21 protein-coding genes are annotated in these 22897 nt (G+C 70.5%); 13 read left to right on the forward strand and 8 right to left on the reverse strand.

Annotated elements, in window-relative coordinates:
• Nucleotides 1-66 precede the first annotated feature (66 nt).
• Nucleotides 67-948, forward strand: coding sequence for a DMT family transporter (locus IE246_RS13815; protein WP_189990557.1), 882 nt, complete (start codon nucleotides 67-69; stop codon nucleotides 946-948).
• A 166-nt stretch (nucleotides 949-1114) separates the two neighbouring features.
• On the opposite strand, the gene IE246_RS13820 is transcribed toward IE246_RS13815, so the two are convergent.
• Entirely contained in the window at nucleotides 1115-2932 is a 1818-nt protein-coding gene (locus tag IE246_RS13820; RefSeq protein WP_189990559.1) for a tetratricopeptide repeat protein, read from the reverse strand.
• On the reverse strand, nucleotides 2925-3998 hold the full coding sequence (gene pseI, locus IE246_RS13825) for a pseudaminic acid synthase (RefSeq protein ID WP_189990561.1): 1074 nt from the start codon (nucleotides 3996-3998) through the stop codon (nucleotides 2925-2927). Before pseI ends, IE246_RS13820 begins: the two co-directional genes overlap by 8 nt.
• A gap of 26 nt (nucleotides 3999-4024) precedes the next feature.
• Between pseI and IE246_RS13830 the strand changes: the two genes are divergently transcribed.
• Nucleotides 4025-5149 carry a PseG/SpsG family protein gene (locus IE246_RS13830; RefSeq protein WP_189990563.1) on the forward strand — a complete coding sequence of 375 codons (1125 nt, stop codon included), beginning with the start codon at nucleotides 4025-4027 and terminating at the stop codon, nucleotides 5147-5149.
• Here IE246_RS13830 and IE246_RS13835 read toward each other — a convergent pair.
• Complete coding sequence (locus tag IE246_RS13835) at nucleotides 5131-5595, reverse strand: GNAT family N-acetyltransferase (RefSeq protein WP_189990565.1); 465 nt, start codon at nucleotides 5593-5595, stop codon at nucleotides 5131-5133. The two genes, IE246_RS13830 and IE246_RS13835, sit on opposite strands and share 19 nt — an antisense overlap.
• Nucleotides 5596-5668: 73 nt before the next feature.
• Between IE246_RS13835 and IE246_RS13840 the strand changes: the two genes are divergently transcribed.
• The 5 genes from IE246_RS13840 to IE246_RS13860 all read left to right on the forward strand — a co-directional run bounded on the left by IE246_RS13840 (nucleotide 5669) and on the right by IE246_RS13860 (nucleotide 9372).
• Nucleotides 5669-6451, forward strand: a complete 783-nt coding sequence (locus IE246_RS13840; RefSeq protein WP_189990567.1) for a cytidylyltransferase domain-containing protein — start codon at nucleotides 5669-5671, stop codon at nucleotides 6449-6451.
• Nucleotides 6444-7073: a pseudaminic acid biosynthesis-associated methylase gene (locus tag IE246_RS13845; RefSeq protein ID WP_189990569.1), complete on the forward strand. Its 630-nt coding sequence runs from the start codon at nucleotides 6444-6446 to the stop codon at nucleotides 7071-7073. Before IE246_RS13840 ends, IE246_RS13845 begins: the two co-directional genes overlap by 8 nt.
• A 259-nt stretch (nucleotides 7074-7332) precedes the next feature.
• Nucleotides 7333-8091, forward strand: a complete 759-nt coding sequence (locus tag IE246_RS13850; RefSeq protein ID WP_189990572.1) for an aspartate/glutamate racemase family protein — start codon at nucleotides 7333-7335, stop codon at nucleotides 8089-8091.
• An 11-nt stretch (nucleotides 8092-8102) separates the two neighbouring features.
• The gene (locus IE246_RS13855) at nucleotides 8103-8864 is read left to right on the forward strand and encodes an aspartate/glutamate racemase family protein (protein ID WP_189990574.1); all 762 of its coding nucleotides are present in this window, start codon (nucleotides 8103-8105) and stop codon (nucleotides 8862-8864) included.
• Nucleotides 8865-8886: 22 nt separating this feature from the next.
• A complete protein-coding gene (locus tag IE246_RS13860; RefSeq protein ID WP_189990576.1) occupies nucleotides 8887-9372 on the forward strand; it encodes a MaoC family dehydratase in 486 nt (161 codons plus the stop codon).
• 15 nt (nucleotides 9373-9387) lie between these two features.
• Here IE246_RS13860 and IE246_RS13865 read toward each other — a convergent pair whose 3' ends face one another.
• Together IE246_RS13865 and IE246_RS13870 are read right to left on the reverse strand one after the other, a co-directional pair.
• Nucleotides 9388-10023 carry a flavin reductase family protein gene (locus IE246_RS13865; protein ID WP_189990578.1) on the reverse strand — a complete coding sequence of 212 codons (636 nt, stop codon included), beginning with the start codon at nucleotides 10021-10023 and terminating at the stop codon, nucleotides 9388-9390.
• Nucleotides 10024-10064: 41 nt separating this feature from the next.
• The gene (locus tag IE246_RS13870) at nucleotides 10065-10640 is read right to left on the reverse strand and encodes a peroxidase-related enzyme (protein ID WP_189990580.1); all 576 of its coding nucleotides are present in this window, start codon (nucleotides 10638-10640) and stop codon (nucleotides 10065-10067) included.
• Nucleotides 10641-10928: 288 nt separating this feature from the next.
• Here IE246_RS13870 and IE246_RS13875 point away from each other — a divergent pair, with 288 nt between their 5' ends.
• A complete protein-coding gene (locus tag IE246_RS13875) occupies nucleotides 10929-13457 on the forward strand; it encodes an ABC transporter substrate-binding protein (protein ID WP_189990582.1) in 2529 nt (842 codons plus the stop codon).
• 24 nt (nucleotides 13458-13481) lie between these two features.
• Here the strand turns inward: IE246_RS13875 and IE246_RS13880 are convergent, their stop codons facing one another.
• The gene (locus tag IE246_RS13880) at nucleotides 13482-14849 is read right to left on the reverse strand and encodes a glutamine synthetase family protein (protein WP_189990585.1); all 1368 of its coding nucleotides are present in this window, start codon (nucleotides 14847-14849) and stop codon (nucleotides 13482-13484) included.
• A gap of 105 nt (nucleotides 14850-14954) precedes the next feature.
• On the opposite strand from IE246_RS13880, the gene IE246_RS13885 reads away from it, so the two are divergent.
• Both IE246_RS13885 and IE246_RS13890 read left to right on the forward strand, forming a co-directional pair.
• Nucleotides 14955-15602 (forward strand): RraA family protein, encoded by a 648-nt coding sequence (locus tag IE246_RS13885; protein ID WP_189990587.1) that lies wholly within the window; start codon nucleotides 14955-14957, stop codon nucleotides 15600-15602.
• A gap of 89 nt (nucleotides 15603-15691) precedes the next feature.
• Nucleotides 15692-16774, forward strand: coding sequence for a phytanoyl-CoA dioxygenase family protein (locus IE246_RS13890; protein WP_189990589.1), 1083 nt, complete (start codon nucleotides 15692-15694; stop codon nucleotides 16772-16774).
• Between the two features lie 86 nt (nucleotides 16775-16860).
• Here the strand turns inward: IE246_RS13890 and rpmB are convergent, their stop codons facing one another.
• Together rpmB and IE246_RS13900 are read right to left on the reverse strand one after the other, a co-directional pair.
• A complete protein-coding gene (gene rpmB, locus IE246_RS13895) occupies nucleotides 16861-17154 on the reverse strand; it encodes a 50S ribosomal protein L28 (RefSeq protein WP_189990591.1) in 294 nt (97 codons plus the stop codon).
• Between the two features lie 160 nt (nucleotides 17155-17314).
• Complete coding sequence (locus IE246_RS13900) at nucleotides 17315-17965, reverse strand: SagB/ThcOx family dehydrogenase (RefSeq protein WP_189990594.1); 651 nt, start codon at nucleotides 17963-17965, stop codon at nucleotides 17315-17317.
• 190 nt (nucleotides 17966-18155) lie between these two features.
• Here IE246_RS13900 and IE246_RS13905 point away from each other — a divergent pair, with 190 nt between their 5' ends.
• The 3 genes from IE246_RS13905 to IE246_RS13915 are packed head-to-tail and all read left to right on the forward strand — an operon-like array spanning nucleotide 18156 to nucleotide 22841.
• Nucleotides 18156-19400 (forward strand): glycosyltransferase, encoded by a 1245-nt coding sequence (locus IE246_RS13905; protein ID WP_189990597.1) that lies wholly within the window; start codon nucleotides 18156-18158, stop codon nucleotides 19398-19400.
• 16 nt (nucleotides 19401-19416) lie between these two features.
• On the forward strand, nucleotides 19417-21813 hold the full coding sequence (ppsA, locus tag IE246_RS13910) for a phosphoenolpyruvate synthase (RefSeq protein ID WP_189990614.1): 2397 nt from the start codon (nucleotides 19417-19419) through the stop codon (nucleotides 21811-21813).
• Nucleotides 21810-22841: a galactose-1-phosphate uridylyltransferase gene (locus tag IE246_RS13915; RefSeq protein ID WP_189990616.1), complete on the forward strand. Its 1032-nt coding sequence runs from the start codon at nucleotides 21810-21812 to the stop codon at nucleotides 22839-22841. Before ppsA ends, IE246_RS13915 begins: the two co-directional genes overlap by 4 nt.
• Nucleotides 22842-22897: the final 56 nt, after the last annotated feature.

Raw genomic sequence — 22897 nt, forward strand, 5'->3', positions numbered from 1 at the left:
GCTGCCGTCATGCCGTCCGGCACCGCCGCTCCCCCCGCACCGGCTCGCGCCGGAAACCGAGACACGATGATCGCCTTCCTGTTCATGGGGGTGTCGATCACCGTGCTGCCGTTCATGAACGTGGCGGCCAAGTTCCTGTCCGTCGACTACCCGACCACCATGGTGCTGTGGGCCCGCTACACCGGGCACCTGGTGTTCATGATGGCGATGTTCATGCCGCGGCGCGGCCTCGGGCTGCTGCGTGCCAGCCGGCCGGGGGTGCACATCGTCCGCTCGCTGCTGATCTTCGTGTCGACGGTCTGCTTCTTCACGGCACTGCGCTGGATCGACGTGCCGACCGCCAGCGCCATCAACTTCACCGGGCCGCTGATCGTGACCGCCCTGGCGGCGCCGATGCTCGGCGAGACGGTCGGTCCCCGGCGCTGGGCGGCGGTGGCGGTCGGGTTCGCCGGCGCCATGATCATCATCCGGCCCGGCGGGGCGGATACCCACTGGGCGATGCTGCTGGTGCTGGGAACCGCGTTCTCGTACGCGCTCTACCAGATCGTCACCCGCAAGACCTCGACCGCCGACACGCCGGAGACCTCGATCACCTACATCGCGGTGGTGGGCGCGGTGCTGTCGTCCTTGGTCGTGCCTTTCGAGTGGGTGACGCCGCATTCGGCGATCGACGTCGGCCTGTTCTGTTCGCTCGGCGTGATCGGCGGCATCGGGCACTACTTCATCATCCGGGCCTTCCAGCTCGGCGAGGCCTCGCTGCTGTCGCCGTTCGCCTACGGCCAGCTGATCATGGCGACGATCCTGAGCTGGCTGGTGTTCGGCACGTTTCCGGACCTGTGGACCTTCGTCGGAGCCGGCGTGATCGTGGCGAGCGGCCTGTACATCACCTACCGCGAGACCCACAGGAAGGTCACGGTCACCCGCGATCAGCCGTCGTCCGGGACCTGAGGACGGAGCGAGATCGGCAAGGGTCTCTCCCGGTCCTGGCGTGGATCCCGGCGTTCGCTTCGCGCCACCGGGATGACGAAAGGACAGAAGTCCAGGTTTTCCTACCCTGTCGTCATCCCGGTGCGCCTGCGAAGCAGGCGACTCCGGGATCCATCCTCCAACCCGCTCACTCCCTCGCCCAGTTGGCCAGATCCCCGGCCAGCCGCTGCATCAGCGGCTCCCAGGGCTCGACCTGGGCCTTGCGGTACGGGCGCACGGTCGGGAAACCGGGGTAGCGGTCGGTCCCGAACTCCAGGAACACCGGGGTGTTGTACAGCAGCCAGTTCGGCACCCCGACCGCGGCCGCGATCCAGCCCAGCGTGCTGGACGGGCAGACCACGGCGTCGAGCTGCGACGCCAGCGCCACGACGCCCTCGATGTCGGCGGTGGTGTCGAGGCCGGGGACGACCGCCATCGAGACGCCGGCGGCCCGCAGCTCGTCCTGCCAGCCGGTGCCGTATTGCAGGCACACGAAGGTGACACCCGGCACCCGCAGGACCGGCGCGAACGCGGCCAGCCCGGGATAGTGGATGTTGCGCATCTCGGTCAGCCGCATGCTGCGCCACGAAACGCCGACCTTCCGCCCCGGGCCGAGCCGGTCAAGCTCGTCGCGCATCGCCGTCACCCGCTCCGGGTCCGGGGTCAGCCAGGGACCGCCGGCCGCGTCGAGGGCCGCGACCGACGGGCGGAACCAGCGCATCATGGCCCCCGCCTCGATCATGACGTCGGGCTTCCAGTCCGGCGGAATCCAGCCGTAGCGCTGGACCGGCCGGACACGGGTGCCGCCGCGGTCGTACGGGTGCACGAGGGCCTCGGGGAACGAACGGCGGAACAGGCTCACCAGCCGCTGGTCGCACTCCAGGACGACCTTGCCGGCCGCCCGCACCGCGTCCGGGACGCAGCTCGAGAACAGCAGCTCGTCGCCGATCCCCTGGTCGGCAGTGATCAACAGGGTCCGCCCGGCCAGGTTGTCGCCGGTCCAGCGCGGCGGCGCATCCACCCGCCTGACCGCGCTCGCCTTCTTCCACTGCGCGTCGTAGTCGACCCAGCCGCCCGCGAGATCCCCGGCGGCGAGCCGGTGGATGCCGGAACGGAAGCGCAGCTGGGGATTGCCCGGGTCGGCCTCGACGGCGCGCGCCGAGTAGCGAGCAGCCGAGCCGGCATCGCCGCTGGCGAACGCCGTCTCGGCCCGGCCGGCCCAGGCGCTGCCGTAGCCCGGCCGGATCTCGACCGCATGCCGGAAACTGCGATCGGCCGCATCGACCTTGAGCCGAACCAGCGACCGGTATCCGAGGTCGTTCCACGGCTCCGCGAGCGACGGGTCGAGCAGCGCCGCCCGGACCAGATGCCCATGGGCCTCGTCGTAGCGCTCGGCCTCCACCAGGGTGGAACCGAGGTTGAGGCGGCGGGTCGCCAGCATCGGCCGGACGGCCAGCGCGCGGCGGTGCGCCGTGAGCCCGCGGTCGAGATTCGCGGCGATCCGCTCGAGCGCACCGAGGTTGCCCCAGGCGTCGTCGTGCGCCGGTTCCAGAACCAGGGCCCTCCACAGCGCCCGGCGTGCCTCGCTCTCCTGCTTCGGCCACGGCAGCAGGCCGCCGAGATTGGCGTAGGCGTCGGCGTAGCCGGGATTGAGGCGGGCCGCCTCGCGGAAGAACACCACCGCCCGCTCGCTCTGGCCGAGCGCCCGCAGCACCATGCCGAAGTTGTTGCGGAAGTGCGGCGCCCCCGGCCTGAGGGCGACGGCCACGCCGATCAGCGACTCCGCCTGCCGGTTGTCGCCGATCTGGTGCATCACCAGCCCCAGCAGGTGCAGCGCGTCCGGGTTGCGGGCGTCGGCCTTGAGCACTTGGCCGTAGACCACGGCCGCTTCCCGCAGCCTGCCCGCGCGATGCAGCGCCAGCCCCGCCTCCAGCGACGGCCGACCCGTCGGTGTTCCGTCAGTCATCGAGGCCCGGCACTCCCCCGGCGACCATGTCGGCGGTCAGCGGCTCGCCGCGCTTCAGGTCCCGGGCGGCGCGGCACCCCAGCACGGTGTCCAGCCATTTCGGAGCCATGCCCAGCGCCGGCCGGATCGAGCGCACCGATGCCTCGGTCAGTTCCTCGCCGGCCCGGACGTCGGCCACCACGTAGAGCGAACGCCGGAACTTCAGGGTCTTGCGCTCGGACTCGGTCGGCCCGTAGGCCGGCGCGCCGATCGCCGAGTGCGCGATCCGCGAGTCACGGACCAGGCGGGCCAGCTCTTCCGGCTCCAGCGAGAACGCGCTGTCGACCCCGCCGTCGGCGCGCGCCAGGGTGACGTGCTTTTCGATCAGGCAGGCGCCCATGGCGACCGCCAGGGTGGCGATCGCGGTGTCCATGGTGTGGTCGGACAGCCCGACCACGGTGCCGAGACGGCGCTCCAGGTCGCGGATGGTCGCGAGGTTGGCTTCTTCCGGGGGGGTCGGATAGGCGCTGACGCAGTGCAGGACACACAGCGCGGTCGCCCCGGCCCCGCGGGCGGCGGCGACCGCCTCCTCGGTCTCCTCGAAGGTCGCCATGCCGGTCGAGATGATCATCGGCTTGCCGGTCCGCGCCACCCGCCGGATCAGCGGCAGGTCGACGATCTCCGGCGAGGCGATCTTGTAGGCCGGCGCGTCGAGCGATTCGAGCAGGTCGACGGCCGTCGGGTCGAAGGGGGCGGAGAACACCGTGATGCCGAGCTCCCGCGCCTTCGCGAAGATCGGGGCGTGCCATTCCCACGGCGTGTGCGCCTCGTCGTACAGCTCGTACAGCCGGCGTCCGTCCCACAGCCCGCCCTGCACCACGAACTCCGGCCGGTCGCAGTCGATGGTGATGGTGTCGGCCCGGTAGGTCTGCAGCTTGACCGCGTCGGCACCCGCCGCCTTCGCGGCCGCCAGGATCCGGAACGCGCGGTCGATCTCGCCGTTGTGGTTGCCCGACATCTCCGCGACGATGTACGGAGGCTCGCCCGGCCCGATCCGGCGTCCGGCGATGCTGAACTCGGCTGCCACGCACTATCCTCCGTCGGGAGTTCCGTGTGACCTGTGCCGGAGACGATACTGCCCAAACGGCAGCAGTTGAAGCCGAGCCGCGGGTTCCCGACCTCGCCGGCCGGCGGCTGACGATCCGGGCCGACGGCGATCCGGAGATCGGGACCGGCCACCTGATGCGCTGCCTGGCGATCGCCAGCCGCTGGATTTCGGCCGGCGGCACCGTGCGCCTCGCCTGCACGGCGGTGCCCGCGACCCTGGCCGAGCGCTACCGGGCCGCGGGCGCCGAGGTCGCGCAGCGGCCGGCCTGGCCGGTCGAAGACGTGCTGTCCGGCGCCGACGCGGTGATCGCCGACCAGCCGCGCATGGCCGACGCCGAACTGGCGGCACTGGCCGGCGCCACCCCGGTGCTGATCACCATCGACGACATGGGGTCCCGGGCCGCCTATCCCGGCGACGTCGTGCTGAACCAGAACGCCCACGCCACGCCGGCGCTGTACCGCGGCAAGACCCGGGCCCAGCTCTGCCTCGGCGCGCCCTGGAGCCTGCTGCGCGAGGAGTTCGCCCGCCACCGGGCGACGCCGCGGCCGGTGCCCGACGCGGTCGGCCGCATCGTGGTGCTGCTGGGCGGCGCCGACCCGAAGCGCTTCAGCGCGCCGACCCTCGACGCGGTCGCGCGGGCGGCGGCGACGCTCGCGCCGGCTCCCGAGGTCGTGCTGGTGGTCGGCGCCGCCAATCCCGCCCTGGGCGAGCTGCAGCGCCACGCCGCCGCGCTGCCCGGGCGGGTCACGGTCCGTCACGACGTCCGCGACATGCCGGCCCTGATGGCCGGATCGGACATCGCCGTGTCGGCCGGCGGGTCGACCGTCTGGGAGCTGGCGACGCTCGGCGTGCCGATGATCCTGGCCGCCCAGAACGCCAGCGAGACCGGGCCCGGCACCGGACTGCAGGCCGCCGGCGCCGCCGTCTACCTCGGCGCGTTCGAGGCACTTCGTCCCGAGACTTTGGCGGCGGCCGTCACCGAACTGGCCGGCGACCCGGCCCGCCGGCGCGCCATGCACCGGGCCGGCCGGCAGCTCGCCGACGGCCGCGGCGTCGACCGCCTGCTCGCCCTGGTCGCCCGGCTGATGGCCGAGCATCAAATGGACGGGCGTCAGCCGGCCCGGCGGTAGGTCACGAACCCGTCGCGCTCACCCGCCGCCACGAAGCCGCAACGCTCGAACAGGCGGCGGCTGGCGGCGTTCTCGACGCGCACGGTGGCGACGATCCCGCGGTCCGGCCAGGTCCGCGCCGTCTCGGCCACGCAGGCCCGCAGCATGGCACCGCCGACCCCGCTTCCGCGCAGGCCGGGCGCGACCGTGATCGACACCTCGACGGTGTCGGGGCCGGTTCGCGCCGCCGACACGGTGCCGAGCTTGCGGCCGTCGGCCTCGGCGACCCAGATCCGCCGGTCCGGATCGGCCAGCGCCCGCTCCAGCCATGCCTCGTGCGAGTCGCGGGCGATCGTGTCGGTGTTGCGGGAGTTGGCCCGGGTCTCCGGGTCGTTGCGCCACGCCAGCAGGTCCCCGGAATCCCGAGGCCCGGCAACGCGCAGGACCGGCGGCGACATCGCACTCATGGCCCGACTCTAGCGCCTTGCGACGCCACCGGCGACGGCGTGCTAGGGTCGGGCACCGACGACAGGAGGCCGCGTGACCGTCGCCGCCGTGATCCAGGCCCGGATGACCTCGACCCGCCTGCCGGGCAAGGTGTTGCTGCGTGCCGCCGGCCGCGAGATGCTGGCGCATCAGATCGACCGGGTGCGGCGGGCCCGCTCGGTCGAGGCGATCTGCATCGCCACCACCACCAACGCCGACGACGACCCGGTGGCGGCCCTGGCCGGCCGCGAGGGGGTGGCGGTGTTCCGCGGCTCCGAGCACGACGTGCTCGGCCGATTCGTCGGCGCGGCCGGGCTTGTCGGCGCCGACATCGCGGTGCGGCTGACCGGCGACTGCCCGCTGACCGATCCCGAGCTGGTCGACGCGGTGGTCGGCGTGTTCCGGTCGGCCGAGCCGCCGGTCGACTACGCCTCCAACAGCTTTCCGCGCACCTGGCCGATCGGACTGGACGTCGAGGTTGCGTCGATGGCGGCCCTGCGCACCGCCGCTGCCGAGGCCGACGACCCGTACGACCGCGAGCACGTCATGCCGTTCCTCTACCGGCAGCCGCAGCGGTTCCGCACGGCCGGCTACCCGGCGCCGGAGGACCTGACCGGCCACCGCTGGACCCTCGACGAGGCCTCCGACTACGAGCTGATCAAGCGGATCCTGGAGGCGCTGCTGCCGGTGAACCCCGAGTTCGGCTGGCGCGACGTGATCGCGCTGCTGGAGGCGCACCCGCAGTGGCGTATCGTGAACGCCGGCGTCGCCCAGAAGCAGCGGCGCTACGAACAGCAGGGCAGCGGGCGGCAGGGCAGCGGGGTGGCCGATGACTGAAGGCTTCAAGACCGAACAAGAAGCGTTCTGGAGCGGCGCGTTCGGCGACGACTACGTCGACCGCAACCGCGGCGAGGTCCTGGCCGCCGGCCGCACCCACATGTTCTCGAACGCGCTGCGGCGGGCCGGCACGATCGGCTCGGCGGTCGAGTTCGGCCCGAACATCGGCCTCAACCTGGTGGCGCTGCGCCGGCTGCTGCCGGCGATCGACCTGGCGGCCGTCGAGATCAACGCCAAGGCGGTGGAATCGCTGAAGCGGATGGACGGCGTCGAGGTCCACCACGGCTCGATCCTGGACCGCCACGTCACCCGGACCTTCGAACTGGCGTTCTGCTCGGGCGTGCTCATCCACATCAACCCGGACGCTCTGCCGACGGTCTACGACAACCTGCACGCCGCCTCGCACCGGCTGATCCTGCTGGCCGAGTACTACAACCCGGCGCCGGTCGCGATCCCGTACCGCGGCCACGCCGAGCGGCTGTTCAAGCGCGACTTCGCCGGCGAGATGCTCGACCGGTTCCCGGACCTGCGGCTGGTCGACTACGGTTTCCAGTACCACCGCGACCCGAACTTCCCGGCCGACGACCTGAACTGGTTCCTGCTGGAGAAGACCGGGCGGTAGCGCCCGTCGCTTCGTAGGTCCCGGCTCCGTTCGTCCCGCTGTGGCGGGCCGCCCGGTCCGGGATGACGGCAAGGGAGGGGCACCGCAGCTCTTCCTTTTCTTGCCGTCATCCCGGACGGACGCGCCGCCCCGGCGCGATCGATCCGGGACCCACCCGCCGCACTCGGGTCTGGACGCCTTCGCCCCGGCTTGCGACCATCCCGGCCTCCCCCCGCCGGCGTCCCCCGCCGGCCCCCAGCGACGAGAAGGCAGCGGCCTCATGCCGAAGGTTCTGGTCATCGTTCCGTTCCCGATGGACGCGGACAACCTGGCGAAGCGCCAGGCGCAGATGAAGGCGGTCCGGCTCGGCCCGGACATCGCGTTCGACTTCAAGCCGGTCGCCATCGCGCCCGCCAACTACGTCAGCCAGCAGGACGCGCTGCTCGCCGACGTCGGCATCCTGGAGGCCGGCCTGACCGCCCAGGCGGACGGCTACGACGCGGTCTGCATCGACACGGTCAGCGATTCCGGCATGAACGCCCTGCGCTCGATGCTCGACATCCCGGTGATCGGCCCCGGCCGGCACGCCATGCTGACCGCCCTGATGCTCGGCGACAAATTCTCGGTGGTGTGCATGTGGGACCGCTGGCGGCCGCTCTACACCAAGACCCTGGCCGAGCTCGGGCTCGAGGGCAAATGCGCCTCGATCCGCTCGGCCGACCTGCAGCCGAACAACCAGGAACTGCTCGGCGGCCGCGAGGACGAGGTGTTCCCGGTGCTGCACCAGGTCGCGCTGCGCTGCGTCGAGGAGGACCGGGCCGACGTCATCGTGCTCGGCTCCACCACCATGCACGAGGCCCATGCCTACCTGGCCGAGCGGCTGCCGGTGCCGGTCATCAACCCGGGCCCGCTCAGCTACCGGCTGGCCGACGCGGCCATCCGCCTGCGGCTGAGCCACTCCAAGACCACCTACCCGACCCCGCTGACCCCGCGCGCGCAAGCGATCGCCGCCATGGGTGCGGCGGCGCGCGCCCAGTAAGGACCCGTCCGATGCCCAGGATCCTGGTGATCAACCCGTTCCCGCTCGACGAGGCCGGCGTCGCCCGGCGCGCCGCCCAGAGCGGCCACGTCGCCCTCGACCCCGATACCGAGCTGGTCTACCGGCCGGTCAAGTTCAGTGCGGTGTCGTTCATGAGCCCGCACGACTGGCTGATGATGGACCTCGGGGTGTACGAGGCCGGCCTGACCGCCGAGCGGGAGGGCTTCGACGCGGTCGTCATCGACACCATGAGCGACAGCGGCATGGCGGCCCTGCGCTCGGTGCTGTCGATCCCGGTGATCGGCCCCGGCAAGGCGTCGATGCTGTACGCCCTGACGCTCGGAGCGAAGTTCTCGGTGCTGGCGCAGTGGAAGCCGGCGCTGCCGCGCTACCGCAAGGTGATCCGCGACTACGGCTTCGACCGGCAGTGCGCCTCGGTGCGCTCGTTCGACGTCGAGCCGGACTTCGTGAACCTGACCGAGGGCAAGGAGGACAAGACCTTCCCGATCATGCTGGACGTCGCCATGCGATGCGTCGAGGAGGACGGCGCCGACGTGATCTGCCTCGGCTCCACCACCATGCACCAGGCCGCCGAGTACCTGGCCGAGCGGCTGCCGGTGCCGTTGGTGAACCCCGGCCCGCTCAGCTACAAGCTGGCGGAGACGCTGCTGGCCACCGGCCTCGCCCACAGCCGCAAGGCCTATCCGGCCCCGCTGGTGCGCAAGGACGAGCTGGTGCACGGCATCGTCGGCGCCGCCGCCCGGAGCGCGTGAGCCCGATCGCAGGAGAACCGGCATGACGAAGATCGACGAGGGCTTCGACCCGGCAGCCCACCTGTGCGCCCGGCAGCGCTGGTTCGAGGACTTCGCGGTCGGCGAGCGCTACCTGCTGCCGAGCCGCACGGTGACCGACGCCGACTTCGCGGCGTTCCGAACCGTGTCGGGCGACAACCACCCGATCCACTACGACGCCGAGTACTGCCGGGCCCGCGGCCTGCCCGGCTTGCTGGCGCACGGCCTGCAGGTGGTGTGCTTCGCGGCGGCCGGGGCCGGCCGGTTCCCGCACGAGACCTCGGACTCGCTGGTCGCGTTCCTGGAGCAGTCCTCGAAGTTCCTGGGGCCGGTGGTGGCCGGCGACACCCTGTACCCGGCCCTGGAGATCGCCGAGCTGACGCCGCAGCGGACCACCGGCGTCATCGTCATGACCGCCACCATCCACAACCAGCGCCGCGAGCTGGTGATGACCGGCGAGCACCGCTATCTGGTGAAGAAGCGGCCGTAGGCGCTGACCGTCGCCTCAGCGCCCCGGGTTACGCCGGCGCCATTCCTCCGGCGACATCCGCTCCAGCGCGAAGGTGCCCTCGACCGGAGTGTACAGGTCGCCGAACATGCGGCCGACGATCTGGTACTTCGAGAGGTCGATGCGCAGGGTGTCCGGGTCGATCAGGCCGTCGCGGACGTGCATGTGCAGCACCTCGCCGACCACCAGGTCGCGGTCGCGGCCGACGCTGAGGGTGACCACCCGCTTGCACTCGAACGCCACCGGCGCCTCGGCGATCCGCAACGCCGCGATGCTCCGGCACGGCAGCCGGGTCAGGCCGGTCAGGTCGAACTCGCTGACCTCCTCCTCGAAGTCGATGGCGCAGACGTTCATCGCCTCGGCGATCGGCCGGTCGACCAGGTTGACCACGAACTCCCCGGTGTCGCGGATGTTGCGCGTGGTGTCCTTCACGACGCCGTCCGGGCGGAGCTGCAGCCCGAGCACCACGGTCGGCGGGTTCTCGGCGAACACGTTGAAGAAGCTGTACGGGGCGGCGTTGTCGATGCCGTTGGTGCCACGGGTGCTTACCAGGGCGATCGGCCGCGGCACCACGGTCGAGCTCAGCAGCTTGTAGCGCTGCGGGCCGGTGAGCTTGGCGAAATCGAATTCCACGGGTGAGTCTCCGTCTGGCTGCGGGGGCGGCGGCGTCCGGGTCAGCCGCGGCCCATGGTGTAGAACTCGTCGTTCGGGCGCATGCTGGTGACGTTCGCCAGCCGGTTCGACAGGCCGAAGAACGCGGCGATTGCGGCGATGTCCCAGGCGTCCTCCTCGGTGAAGCCGTGGGCGGCCAGCGCCGCCAGATCGTCGTCGCCGACACCGTGGGCGGCCTGCGAGACCTTCACCGCGAAGTCGAGCATCGCCTTCTGCCGGTCGGTGATGTCGGCCTTGCGGTAGTTCACCGCGACCTGGTCGGCGATCAGCGGGTTCTTCGCCCGGATCCGCAGGATCGCACCGTGCGCGATCACGCAGTACTGGCACTGGTTCAGGTTCGAGGTGGCGACCACGATCATCTCGCGCTCGGCCTTGGTCAGATTGCCGGGCTTGTCCATCAGCGCGTCGTGATAGGCGAAGAACGCCCGGAACTCCTCGGGCCGATGGGCCAGCACCAGGAACACGTTCGGGATGAAGCCGGCCTTCTCCTGCACCGCCAGGATGCGCTCGCGGATGTCCCCGGGCATGTCCGCGAGTTCGGGCACGGGAAACCGGCTGATGCGGGGTTCGGTCGTCATGCAGGTATCTCCATGGCCTTCGGATGCGGCAGGCTCGGCCGCTCGCCGGCGCCCGCTACCGGCAGAGGTATAGCGCTCCCCGGGGCAGCGTGAACACCGGCGCGCACACCATCGCCGCGCGAAAGGCGCTCATTCACGGCTTGTTAACAAGAAGATCGACATAAACGCAGTGCACGAGTCTCCGCCGGGCTCGGCCACGAAACTGAGCGACGGAGCGGAGTGCTTGTCCATCGCCCTCCAGACCAGCGCCGCGCGATCCTCGCCGGGATCGCGGACGGGGAGGATCCGGTGACCTGCCGCGGGCGTCCGGTCCTGGCACTGCTCTTCCGGCTGGCGGCGTTGCTGGTCGTTCTGAGCGGGTCGCCGGCCGCAGCCGCGCCGCCGGAGCGCGTGGCCGTCCAGTTCCACTGGCTGCACCAGTTCGAGTTCGCCGCCTTCTACATGGCGAAGGAAAAAGGCTTCTACCGGTCGGCCGGGCTGGACGTCGAGTTCCTGCCGTTCCGGCCCGACAGCACCGACGTGGTCGGCGCCGTGACCTCCGGCAAGGCCCAGTACGGTGTCGGCTATTCGTCGGTGCTCTACGACTACTTCAACGACCGGCCGGTGGTCGCGCTCGCGGCGCTGCTCCAGAGGTCGCCCCTGGTCCTGATGACCCGCGACGAGCCGGACCTGCGGCGGCCGAAGGACCTGCGGGGCCGAAAGGTGATGATCGGCGGCGACGCGCTGAACTCCGCCTCGATCATGGCGCTGCTGTTCGCCGACGGGCTCGGCAAGAACGACTTCGTCCGGCAGGAGCACAGCTTCGACATCGAGGACCTGATCTCCGGCCGCACCGACGCGATCACCGCCTATCTCAGCAACGAGCCGTTCCACATGCAGGAGCGGGGCGTCGGCTACCGTCTGTTCGACCCGCGGGAAGCCGGCTTCTCGTTCTACGGCGACATCCTGTTCGCGAGCCGGGACGAGGTGCAGGACCATCCCGACCGCACCAGGGCGTTCGTGGAGGCGACGCTGAAGGGCTGGGAGTACGCCTTCGCGCATGTCGACGAGACCATTGGCGTGATCATGCGCGACTACAACGTGCAGAGGAAATCTCTCGCCAGCCTGCAGTTCGAGGCGACGGCGCTGCAGCCGCTCGCGATCCGGCCGGACACGCGCATCGGCGAGTTCAACCTGCTGAAGCTGGAGAAGATCGCCGACGCCTATCGCCTGATGGGCCACGGGATCTCGACCCGGAGCCTCGAGGACTTCGTCTGGGAGGGAGCCCGGACATGGCAGAAGCGCCGCCCGGTCTTCACCGACGGCGAGCGCCGGTTCATCGAGACCACCGTAATCAGGACCGCGACCACGACGAACTGGAAGCCGTTCTCGTTCGTCGACGGCGCGACCGGCGCCGCCACCGGCATCAGCCAGGAGTTCTGGCAGAAGATCGTCGACACCGCCGGCCTCAGTCAGACGGTCACGGCTTTCGACAGCTTCGCCGAGGAAGTCGACAGCCTGAGAAACCGCGCCCACGACGTCATCTACAGCGCCGGCCTGACCGAGGAACGCCAGGAGTTCGCGCTGTTCTCGGAACCCTATGCGTCGTTCCCGCTGGTCTTCGCGACATCCAAGGACGAGAACTACATATCCAGCCCGGCCGCCTTGACCGGCAGGACCGTGGCCGTCGGACGCAACTTCACCGCCCACAAGATGATGGCCGCGGCCTACCCGAAACTCCACTACCTGCTGGTGGACGATGTCGTCAGCGGGCTGCAGGCGGTCTCGAAGGGCGACGCCTACGCCTTCGTCGACGTCATGCCGGTGGTCGCGCATTCGATCAACGCGTTCGGCTACACCAACCTGAAGATCTCCGGGGACACGGGCCTGACCTACGATCTCCGGGTGATGATCCGCAAGGATTACCCGGCGCTTCTCTCGATCGCCAACAAGACCATCGCCTTGATCTCCCCGTCAGAAAGGCAAGACATCATCGACCGGTGGATCAATGTCGAGTACCAGAACGGCCCGGGCTTCTCGGAGTACTGGCCCCAGTTCGCCGTCCTCGGCACCGGCCTGACGATCATCTTCCTGTGGCTGTTCCTGGCGAAACGCCAGGCGGACCGTGCCAACCGCGCGAAGTCCGAGTTCCTGGCCCTGATGAGCCACGATCTGCGCACCCCGCTGAACGCGGTGATCGGCTTCACCGACATGATGCGCAACCAGGTCTTCGGCCCGCTCGGGCATCCCCGGTACGCCGAGTACGCGGACGACATCCACCACAGCGGCACCCTGCTGGTCAGCCTGATCAACGACATCCTCGACCTGTCCAAGGTCGAAGCCGGCAAGTACGACCTGAACGAGGAGGTTCTGGACCTCCGCGAGCTGACGTCCGCCGCCATCGCGCAGTGCGCGGTGCTCGGCTACAAGTCGAACGTCACGATCGAGAACCGGACGCCCGGGGACTTTCCCCTGCTCCGCGGCGACCGGCGGGTGCTGACCCAGATCCTCAACAACATCATCTCGAACGCGGTGAAGTTCTCCCGGGACGGCGGCCGGGTCGGGGTATCGGCCCGGCTCGACGACCGCGGGGCCGTCATCCTTCAGGTCGAGGACAACGGCGACGGCATGTCGAGAACCGACCTGCAGCGGGCGGTGCGGCCGTTCGAGCAGACCGACCGGAACACGGTCCGCCGGACCCAGGGCACCGGCCTCGGGCTGTATCTCTGCCACCGGTTCATGAAGCTGCTGTCCGGCCGGCTCGACATCGAGAGCGACGTCGGCCGCGGCACCCGGGTCTCGCTGGTCTTCCCGCCCGAGCGGACCGTCGCCGCCTGACACTCCGCCCAGTGGCCTCGCCGCTCAGATGATCTCGAAGTAGCGCTGCATCTCCCAGTCGGTGACGTGGCGGCGGAACTCGCGCTCCTCCCACTCGCGGGTCGCGGCGAAGTGCTCGACGAAGGCGTCGCCGAACAGTGCCCGGCCGGCCTTCGACCTCTTCAGGCGCTGGGCGGCATCCCACAGGGTGCGCGGCAGCGCCAGCCGGGCGGCGTGCTTCATGTCGTAGGCGTTGCCGACCACGCCCGGCGTCGGCTCGATCCGGTTCTCGATGCCCCACAGGCCGGAGCCGAGGGCCGCCGCCATCGCCAGGTACGGGTTGGAATCCGCGCTCGCCACCCGGTACTCGACCCGCTGGGCCGCCGGCGAGCCGGTGATGACGCGCAGCGCCGTGGTCCGGTTCTCGACCCCCCAGGTCGAGTCGGTCGGCGCCCAAAAGCCCGGGATCAGCCGCGTATAGGCGTTAACCGTCGAGGCGGTCATCGCCAGCAGCTCCGGCATCAGCGCCTGCTGGCCGCCGACGAACCAGCGCATGGTGTCGGACATGGTGTCGGCCGCCTTGGCGTCGTGGAACACCGGCTTGCCCTTGGCGTCGGTCAGCGACAGGTGGACGTGGCCGGACTGGCCCGGATAGTCCATCGACCACTTCGACATGAAGGTCGCCATGATCTCGTGGCGCTGGAAGAACACCTTAGCGAAGGTCTTGAACAGCGCGCCCCGGTCGGCCGCCTCCAGGGCGTCGCAGACCTGGATCGCCGCCTCCATCACGCCCGGGCCGGTCTCGGTGTGCAGCCCCTCGATCGGGATGCCCATCTGCTCCATCGCCTCGATGAAGCTCAGGTGCAGGTCGGCGTGCACCGACGAGCGCAACGCCGAGTAGCCGAAGAAGCCGGGGGTCAGCGGCTTCAGGTTCTTGTAGTTCTTGGCCCGCACCGATTCCGGCGTCTCGTCGAACAGGAAGAACTCGTACTCGCAGGCCGCCTTGACGCCGAAGCCCATGGACCCGGCCTTGTCGATCATCCGGCGCAGCGCCGCGCGCGGGCAGACCGCCTCCCACTTGCCGGCGAACTCGGCGAGCATGAACAGCATGTCGCCCTCGAACGGCACCTCCCGGCAGGTCCCGGGCAGCAGCCGGACCTCGGCGTCGGGATAACCGGTGTGCCAGCCGGTGACCTGGACGTTGTCGTAGAGCTGGTCGTTGCTGTCCCAGCCCAGCACCACGTCGCAGAACCCGAAGCCCTTGCTCAGCGCGCTCGCGAACTTGTCGCGGCCCATCCACTTGCCGCGCAGGATGCCGTCGATGTCGAACACCCCGACCTTGACGTGGTTCAGGCGCCGCTCCTCCACCAGCGCCAGCGCCTCCTCGGCGGTTTTGACCTCGCTCGGCTCCATGGGTCACAGTCTCCCGGTCGCATACCGGCGCCCCCGCGCCGCCCGCCCGCACTCTAGCCAGAAGCACGGCGCCACCGGAAGCGCCGAACCCGAAGGGAGGACCCGATGACCGATCTCGCCGACCGGCTGGCCGCCTGCTACGCCAGCGCCGTGCACGACGTGCTGCGCGCCAGGGGCTACGGCAACCAGGTGCTCCCGCCCTCGATCCGGGCCCTCGACCCGACCCGCCGGGTCGCCGGCGAGGTCTACACGATCTCCGGCCACGTCGATCAGACCCTGTCGCGCCACGAGACCCTGCTGCGCTGGGCCCAGGTGCTGTCGCGCGTACCCGGCGGCAAGGTGCTGGTGTGCCAGCCCAACACCAAGGCGATCGCGCTGATGGGCGAGCTGTCGGCGCAGGCGCTGCGGGTCAAGCACACCCGCGGCTACGTGGTCGACGGCCACTGCCGCGACACCGACTTCATCCTGGAGATGGGCTTCCCGGTGTTCTGCGAGGCCAACACGCCGGCCGACATCGTCGAGCGCTGGACCTACGACGCGCTGGGCGACCCGATCACCATCGGCACCGTCACCATCCGCTCCGGCGACTGGCTGCTGGGCGACCGCGACGGCGTGGTGATCATCCCGCACGAGGTGGCCGAGGAAGTGGTTGCCGAGACCGAGGCGGTCATGGGCACCGAGGGCGAGATGCGCCGCGCCATCATGGAAGGCATGGACCCGGAACGGGCCTATCTGAAGTTCGGCAAGTTCTGAGGCGCACGCAGGGGTTGCCCGCGACGCACCGCGGCGTATAGACCAGGACGAACACGGGAAGGGATCGTCAGCCGGGAGGATCGGCGAGCATGCGCGCAATCTTGAATCGGTTGTGGTCCCGCACCGGACGCGACGACCGCCCGAAGCCGATCGAGCCCGAGGTTCCGGTCAACGCCGCCTCGATCGGCGTGGCACGCGCCGAGAACTTCCCGGCGGCCGGACCGCTCCCGTGGCTGGACCGGCCGGACGCGCCGGAGCGGATCGCCGCCCGGCTCGCCGACGGCAGCCTGACCGAGGAACAGGCCGCCCTTTGCCGCAAGTGGCACGACGACGGGTATATCGTGCTGAAGCGGTTCTTCCCGGCCGAGCGCCTGGCATCGGTGTGGTCGGCCTACGAGGCCGCGATCGCCGACGGCCGGGTCGTGCCGCCGCCCGAGGAGTACGAGGAGGGCATGCCGGGACGGGTGCTGAACCCGCATTTCCGGGTCGACCCGGTGCGCGAGATGCTGGCCGACCCGGCCATGGTCGCGATCACCGACCTGCTGTTCGGGGTCCGGACCCTGCCGTTCCAGACCATCATCGGCCACAAGGGCTCGGAGCAGAAGCCCCACTCCGACTCGATCCACATGACCACGTACCCGCAGGGCTACCTGGCGGCCAACTGGATCGCCTTCGAGGACATCCACGCGGATTCCGGGCCGCTGGTCTACTACCCGGGGTCGCACCGGTTGCCCTACGCCTACTCGCGCGAGGTCGGCATCGCCCTCGAGGAAGGGCGCGCCGGATACGACGCCTACCACGCCAAGTACGAGCCGTTCATCGAGGCGGCGATCCGCGACAACGGCCTGCAGCCGGCCTACTTCGAGGCGGAAGCCGGAGACGTGCTGGTGTGGCACGCCAACCTGTTGCACGGCGGCTCGCCGCGCCGCGACCGCCGCTGGAGCCGCAAGGCGCTGGTCTGCCACTACTTCGCGGAAGGCTGCATCTGCTACCACGACTACAGCGGCAATCTCAGCCACCTCCACCTGTCGAAGCAGGTTCCGCGCGAGGAGTTCGATGCCGCGGCCTACCTGACGGCCAACCCGGACGTCGCCGCGGCCGGAGTCGATGCCTACCGGCACTACGTCAGTCACGGGGTCGCCGAGGGCCGTCGACTGCGGCCGGACGGCTGAGCGGCCACGACGCTACAAGCGGCGGCCCCGAAACGACGACGCCCGCCTGGCGGCGGGCGTCGGAACTCTCGATCGAAGCGACCGGATCAGGCGGCGGCGCGAGCCTGCGCCTTCTCGATCTGCTTCTTCAGGCGGCGGGCCTCCAGCGACAGGTCGGCCGGCTTCGCCTTGACGAGATAGGCGTCGAGGCCGCCATTGTGCTCGATCGTACGGATCGCGCTGGTCGACAGCTTCAGCCGGATCATCCGGCCGAGCGCGTCGGACAGCAGCGAGGTTTCCTGGATGTTCGGCAGGAAACGCCGACGGGTCCTGTTGTTGGCGTGGCTGACGTTGTTGCCGGACATCACGCCCTTGCCGGTCACCTGGCAGCGTCGCGCCATGGGTCGCTCCTTCGTCTCGGACCGGGGGCCGATGCCGCCACGGACCACACAAACTGGGACGCCGCCCGACGGCGGGCGGCGAAGAGCGGGCGGTATACGCGAGGCTTCGGCGGGCGTCAAGCGCGTGCGGAGCCCCCGGACCGCTGGATCCGACGACGGATCAGGCCACCGGCGGCCGATCGTCCGGAATCGCGTCGCCGCCGGCTCCCACCGCCAGCAACAACAGGGGCCGCTGGTTCTCGGCGAGCCCGACCACCCCCCCGACGTCGGCGTCCACGAACGCCCCGACGACGGCCGCGTCCAACCCCAGCGCCCGGGCCATCAGCCAGGCGTTGCCGGCGGCGAACCCCGCCTCCTGGTCGACGTAGCGCTCGCCCCGCCGGCCGTACTTGTGGACCGTACGCTCGCAGCAGGCGGCAAGAACCAGGACCGCGGCGCAGTCGTCCAGCCAATGCTGGCGCAAGGCCGCATGCGCCAGCTCGGTTCGCCGGTCACCCTCGCCCCTGCGCTCGAGCGCGTGGTGCTCGGGGCTGTAGCGCCACACCCCCGCCGGCAACCCGTCGACCCGGCGGGCCACCACATGGAGCGACAACGGATACAGCGCGCCCGCCGACGGTGCGGCGCGCCGGCCGTCGGGCGAAGTCACGCCCTGCGCCGCCCATACGATCCCGGCCAGCGCCTCCAGCGGCATCGCCCGGTCGGCATAGGACCGGACCGAACGACGCCCGGCGATCGCCTCCCGAACCGGCATGGTCGCGGCCGCCGGGCACGGCGGCAGTTCGACGGTCTCCCGCGGGTCATTGGCTGGCATGGTCCGCTGCTCCCCGGCTTCGCCGCTTGCTGCGGGCACGGCATTGCCTTGGATATCCGGCCGCCGGATCGGGCGCATTGACTCAACTCAAGCGCGGCTACCGCCACCCGGTACACCCGGGACCGGGGCAGTCCCCGGTCGATTGACCCAGATCATGGTGAGCCGGAGCCGCCGAGCCCAGCCTTGCCGCATGGAACGGAGCGACACGGTAGCGTCCGATCCGGCTCTCAAGTCGGTGGAAGACTACGAGCCGCTCGTCGGCGCCGAAGCGGTCGAGCGGATCATGGCCAAGGCCGCCCGCCTGCACGACCTGCACGTCGTCAACGTGAACTCGACCTACTACGGCGGCGGGGTCGCCGAGATCCTGTCGTCGCTGACGCTGCTGATGAACCGCGCCGGCATCCGCACCGGCTGGCGGGTGATCCAGGGCCGGCCGGACTTCTTCAGCGTCACCAAGAAGATGCACAACGCCCTGCAGGGCGGCGACATCAACCTCAGCGACCTGAAGCGCGATATCTACGAGCAGGTGGTCTACGAGAACGCCTGCCGGAACCACTTCGACCACGATCTGGTGATCGTGCACGACCCGCAGCCGCTGCCGCTGATCTGCCACTACCGCAAGAAGGCGCCCTGGGTCTGGCGCTGCCACGTCGACCTCAGCAACCCGAATCCGGACGCCTGGGCCTATCTCGCCCGGTTCGTCGAGCGCTACGACGCGGTGGTGCTGTCGCTGCCGGAGTACGCGCAGCCGATCGGGCCGCCGCAGCGCTTCATCATGCCGGCCATCAACCCGTTCACCACCACCAACAAGGATCTGTCCGAGGCCGAGATCGACGACCGGCTGGAGCACTACGGGATCCCCACGGACCTGCCGCTGGTCGTGCAGGTGTCGCGGTTCGACAAGTGGAAGGATCCCCGCGGCGTGATCGAGGCCTTCCGGATCGCCCGCAGGCAGGTCGACGCGACCCTGGTGCTGGTCGGCAACGTCGCGACCGACGATCCGGAGGGGCAGGAGATCTTCGCCTCCCTGTGCAGCTGCCGGGAGGACCGGATCCGGATCCTGTCGGTCCAGGACTCGGCCCTGGTGAACGCCCTGCAGCGCCGCGCCGCCGTGGTCCTGCAGAAGTCGACGCGCGAGGGCTTCGGGCTGACCGTGACCGAGGCGATGTGGAAGGGCACGCCGGTAATCGGCGGCCGGGTCGGCGGGATCCGCCATCAGATCGAGGACGGCGTCAGCGGCTTCCTGGTCGAAACCGTCGAGCAGGCGGCCGAGCGGATCGTGCAGGTGCTCAAGGACCCGGATCTCGGCCGGCGGCTCGGCGAGGCCGGACGGGAATCGGTCCGCGAGCGGTTCCTGATGACCCGCCTGATGGAGGACTGGATCGACCTGATCGGCGCGTTCGAGCCGCACTTCCGGCTCCGCGGCGCCGCCTAGCAAACGGGAGAGTGGGTTGGCCGAGGCTACGGTACTGGTCGAATGGTTCGAGGATCTTCGCCGCGGCGACGTCCCGCGGGTCGGCGGCAAGAACGCCTCGCTCGGCGAGCTGATCGGCGCCCTGGCGCCACGCGGCGTGCAGGTGCCGCCCGGATTCGCGACCACCGCCGACGCCTACTGGCGCTTCGTCGAGCACAACGGCCTGCGCGACGTCGTATCCGGCGCCCTGGCGAAACACGAAGCCGGCCGGCTGTCGCTCGCCGAGGCCGGGCGGCACATCCGGCGCGCCTTCCTCGCCGGCGACTGGCCCGACGACCTCGCCTCCGCGATCCGGGCCGCCTACGCCGAACTGAGCCGCCGGGCCGGTGCCGGCGAGGTCGACGTCGCGGTCCGCTCCAGCGCGACGGCCGAGGACCTGCCCGACGCCAGCTTCGCCGGCCAGCAGGAGAGCTTCCTGAACATCCGCGGCGCCGACGCCCTGATCGACGCCTGCCGGCGCTGCTACGCCTCGCTGTTCACCGACCGCGCCATCAGCTACCGCCGGGCCAAGGGCTTCGACAGCCTCAAGGTGGCGCTGTCGATCGGCGTGCAGCGCATGGTCCGCTCGGATCTCGGCGGTTCCGGCGTGATGTTCACGATCGACACCGAGACCGGGTTCGACAAGGTGGTGCTGATCAACGCCGCCTGGGGACTCGGCGAGAACGTGGTGCAGGGGACCGTCGACCCGGACGAGTACCAGGTATTCAAGCCGCTGCTGGCCGATCCCGCACTCGTCCCGATCGTCGAGAAGCGGATCGGGGCGAAGGCCCAGAAGATGATCTACGCGGCCGAGGGTGACGGGCGAACCACGCGCAACGTCCCGACCTCCAGGGCCGAGCGGGAGGACTATGTCCTGGGCGACGACGAGATCCTGGCCCTGGCGCGCTGGGCCGGCACGATCGAGCAGCACTACGGCCTGCCGATGGACGTGGAGTGGGCGAAGGACGGCGCCACCGGCGAGCTGTTCGTCGTCCAGGCCCGGCCCGAGACCGTGCAGTCGCGCCGCGGGTCCGAGGGGTTCGCGACCTACCGCATCCGGTCCAAGGGCCGGACCCTCGCGACCGGCCTCAGCATCGGCGACGCCGTTGTGGCCGGCCGGGTCTGCGTGATCGAGGACGCCGGCGACATCGGCCGCTTCGTCGACGGCGCCGTCCTGGTCACCCGCACCACCGACCCGGACTGGGTGCCGATCATGAAGCGGGCGGCCGCGATCGTGACCGACCATGGCGGCCGCACCTCGCACGCCGCGATCGTCAGCCGCGAGCTCGGCCTGCCGGCGATCGTCGGCACCGGCGACGCCACCCGGGTCCTGCACGGCGAGCAGGAGGTGACAGTGTCCTGCGCCGAGGGCGACCAGGGCTTCGTCTACGACGGCCGCGCCGACTACGAGCGGGTACCGCTCGACCTCGGCGACATCCCGGCGACCCGGACCAAGGTGATGCTCAACCTCGCCAACCCGGCGGCGGCGTATCGCTGGTGGCGACTGCCGGCCGACGGCGTCGGGCTGGCCCGCATGGAGTTCGTGGTCGCCAACCTGGTGAAGGTCCACCCGATGGCGCTGGTCCGCTTCGACGGGTTGCGCGACGAGACGGCCAGGCAGGCGATCGCCGACCTCACCGCCGGCTACGACGACAAGACCGAGTACTTCGTCGACCGGCTGGCCCGCGGGCTGGCCCGGATCGCCGCCGCCCGCTTCCCGGACCCGGTGATCGTCCGGATGAGCGACTTCAAGACCAACGAATACGCCAACCTGCTGGGCGGTGCCGAGTTCGAGCCGAAGGAGGAGAACCCGATGATCGGGTTCCGCGGCGCCTCGCGCTACTACTCGCCGCGCTACCGTGAAGGCTTCGCGCTGGAGTGCCGGGCCATCAGGCGGCTGCGCGAGGCCATGGGGTTCACGAACGTCGTGGTGATGATCCCGTTCTGCCGCTCGGCCAAGGAGGCCGACCGGGTGCTGGAGGTAATGGCCGAGAACGGCCTGCGGCGCGGCCAGAACGGGCTCGAGGTCTACGTCATGTGCGAGATTCCGTCGAACGTGATCCTGGCCGAAGCCTTCGCCCGGCGCTTCGACGGCTTCTCGATCGGCAGCAACGACCTCACCCAGCTGACGCTCGGCGTCGACCGCGACTCGGCGGAGCTGGCCGAACTGTTCGACGAGCAGGACGAAGCGGTGAAATGGATGATCCGCAACGTCATCGTCGAGGCGCACAAGGCCGGCGCCAAGGTCGGGCTGTGCGGCCAGGCCCCCAGCGATCACCCGGCGTTCGCCGAGTTCCTGGTGGAATGCGGCATCGACTCGATCTCGGTCAGCCCGGACAGCTTCGCCGCGGTCAAGCAGCGGGTCGCCGCCGCCGAGACGGCCGCCGGACCATGAGCGAGTACCGTCAGGACGCGACCACCGGCGCCTGGGTCATCGTCGCCCCGGAGCGCGGCCGGCGCCCTTCGGACTGGCTGGTCGACGGGAACCGCGAGCCGGCGGGCGACACCGATCGTGCGTGCCCGTTCTGCCCGGGAAACGAGCGGCTGATCCCGCCGGTTCTCGATGAGACCCCCGCCGACCGGTCGCCGGGCTGGTACACCCGGGTGATCGCGAACAAGCACCCCGCACTGCGGCCGCAGGGCGATCCGGCGCCGATGCCGGCCACCGTGCAGACCCGGCTGGCCGGCTTCGGCTACCACGAGGTGATCATCGAATCCCCGCGCCACGACGCCGACCTCGCGACGTTCGACGAGGCCGAGTTGCACGCCGTCGTCCACACCTGCCACCGCCGGTTCGTCGACCTCGCGAAACGGCCCGGCGTGGAGGCCGTCTTCGTGTTCCGCAACCGCGGTCGCCGCGCCGGCGCTTCGCTGGTCCATCCCCATTCGCAGGTGATCGCGACCGCCATCGCGACCCCGAAGGTGACGGCTCGGGCGCAGTGGACGCGCGACCGGTATGCCCAGACCGGCTGCTGCCCGGTCTGCGACGAGCTCGAGCGCGAGGCGACCGACGGTCGCCGTACGGTGGAGGCGACCCGACGCTTCCTGGTCACCGTGCCGTTCGCCGCCGGCAGTCCGTTCGAGCTGCGGATCACGCCGTTCCGCCACGCCGCCACCTTCGCCGAGGCGGGTCCGGAGGAACTCGCCGAGCTCGGTCCGGTGCTCCGCCGGGCGGTGTCGCGTCTGGAACGGGCGACCGGGGAGCCGGCCTACAACCTGATGATCGAGTCGGCCGGCCTGCGGGACCGTGTCCCCGCGAGCGACCACTGGTCCGTCCGGATCGTTCCCGACCTTGCCCGGCCCGGCGGCTTCGAGCTGGGCTCCGGTCTGCCGATCAACCCGTCCAGCCCGGAAGACGACGCCGCCGCCCTGCGGGCGACGGACATCGCCGACGGGAGCGAAGCTGCGGGTCGGTTGAGCTAGGTCAACGCCGGCTCGCCGCATTCATGCAATGCGGGACTGTCGACAACGGCGCCGTG

Origin of the sequence: Thalassobaculum fulvum (assembly GCF_014652915.1) — a bacterium.
Classification (GTDB): Bacteria; Pseudomonadota; Alphaproteobacteria; order Thalassobaculales; family Thalassobaculaceae; genus Thalassobaculum_A; species Thalassobaculum_A fulvum.

Coding starts and splice junctions, on each gene's coding strand:
- IE246_RS13815 (WP_189990557.1), top strand. CDS start 67: ATGATCGCCTTCCTGTTCATGGGGGTGTCGATCACCGTGCTGCCGTTC.
- IE246_RS13820 (WP_189990559.1), bottom strand. CDS start 2,932: ATGACTGACGGAACACCGACGGGTCGGCCGTCGCTGGAGGCGGGGCTG.
- IE246_RS13835 (WP_189990565.1), bottom strand. CDS start 5,595: ATGAGTGCGATGTCGCCGCCGGTCCTGCGCGTTGCCGGGCCTCGGGAT.
- IE246_RS13845 (WP_189990569.1), top strand. CDS start 6,444: ATGACTGAAGGCTTCAAGACCGAACAAGAAGCGTTCTGGAGCGGCGCG.
- IE246_RS13850 (WP_189990572.1), top strand. CDS start 7,333: ATGCCGAAGGTTCTGGTCATCGTTCCGTTCCCGATGGACGCGGACAAC.
- IE246_RS13855 (WP_189990574.1), top strand. CDS start 8,103: ATGCCCAGGATCCTGGTGATCAACCCGTTCCCGCTCGACGAGGCCGGC.
- IE246_RS13860 (WP_189990576.1), top strand. CDS start 8,887: ATGACGAAGATCGACGAGGGCTTCGACCCGGCAGCCCACCTGTGCGCC.
- IE246_RS13870 (WP_189990580.1), bottom strand. CDS start 10,640: ATGACGACCGAACCCCGCATCAGCCGGTTTCCCGTGCCCGAACTCGCG.
- IE246_RS13880 (WP_189990585.1), bottom strand. CDS start 14,849: ATGGAGCCGAGCGAGGTCAAAACCGCCGAGGAGGCGCTGGCGCTGGTG.
- IE246_RS13885 (WP_189990587.1), top strand. CDS start 14,955: ATGACCGATCTCGCCGACCGGCTGGCCGCCTGCTACGCCAGCGCCGTG.
- IE246_RS13890 (WP_189990589.1), top strand. CDS start 15,692: ATGCGCGCAATCTTGAATCGGTTGTGGTCCCGCACCGGACGCGACGAC.
- rpmB (WP_189990591.1), bottom strand. CDS start 17,154: ATGGCGCGACGCTGCCAGGTGACCGGCAAGGGCGTGATGTCCGGCAAC.
- IE246_RS13900 (WP_189990594.1), bottom strand. CDS start 17,965: ATGCCAGCCAATGACCCGCGGGAGACCGTCGAACTGCCGCCGTGCCCG.
- IE246_RS13905 (WP_189990597.1), top strand. CDS start 18,156: ATGGAACGGAGCGACACGGTAGCGTCCGATCCGGCTCTCAAGTCGGTG.
- IE246_RS13915 (WP_189990616.1), top strand. CDS start 21,810: ATGAGCGAGTACCGTCAGGACGCGACCACCGGCGCCTGGGTCATCGTC.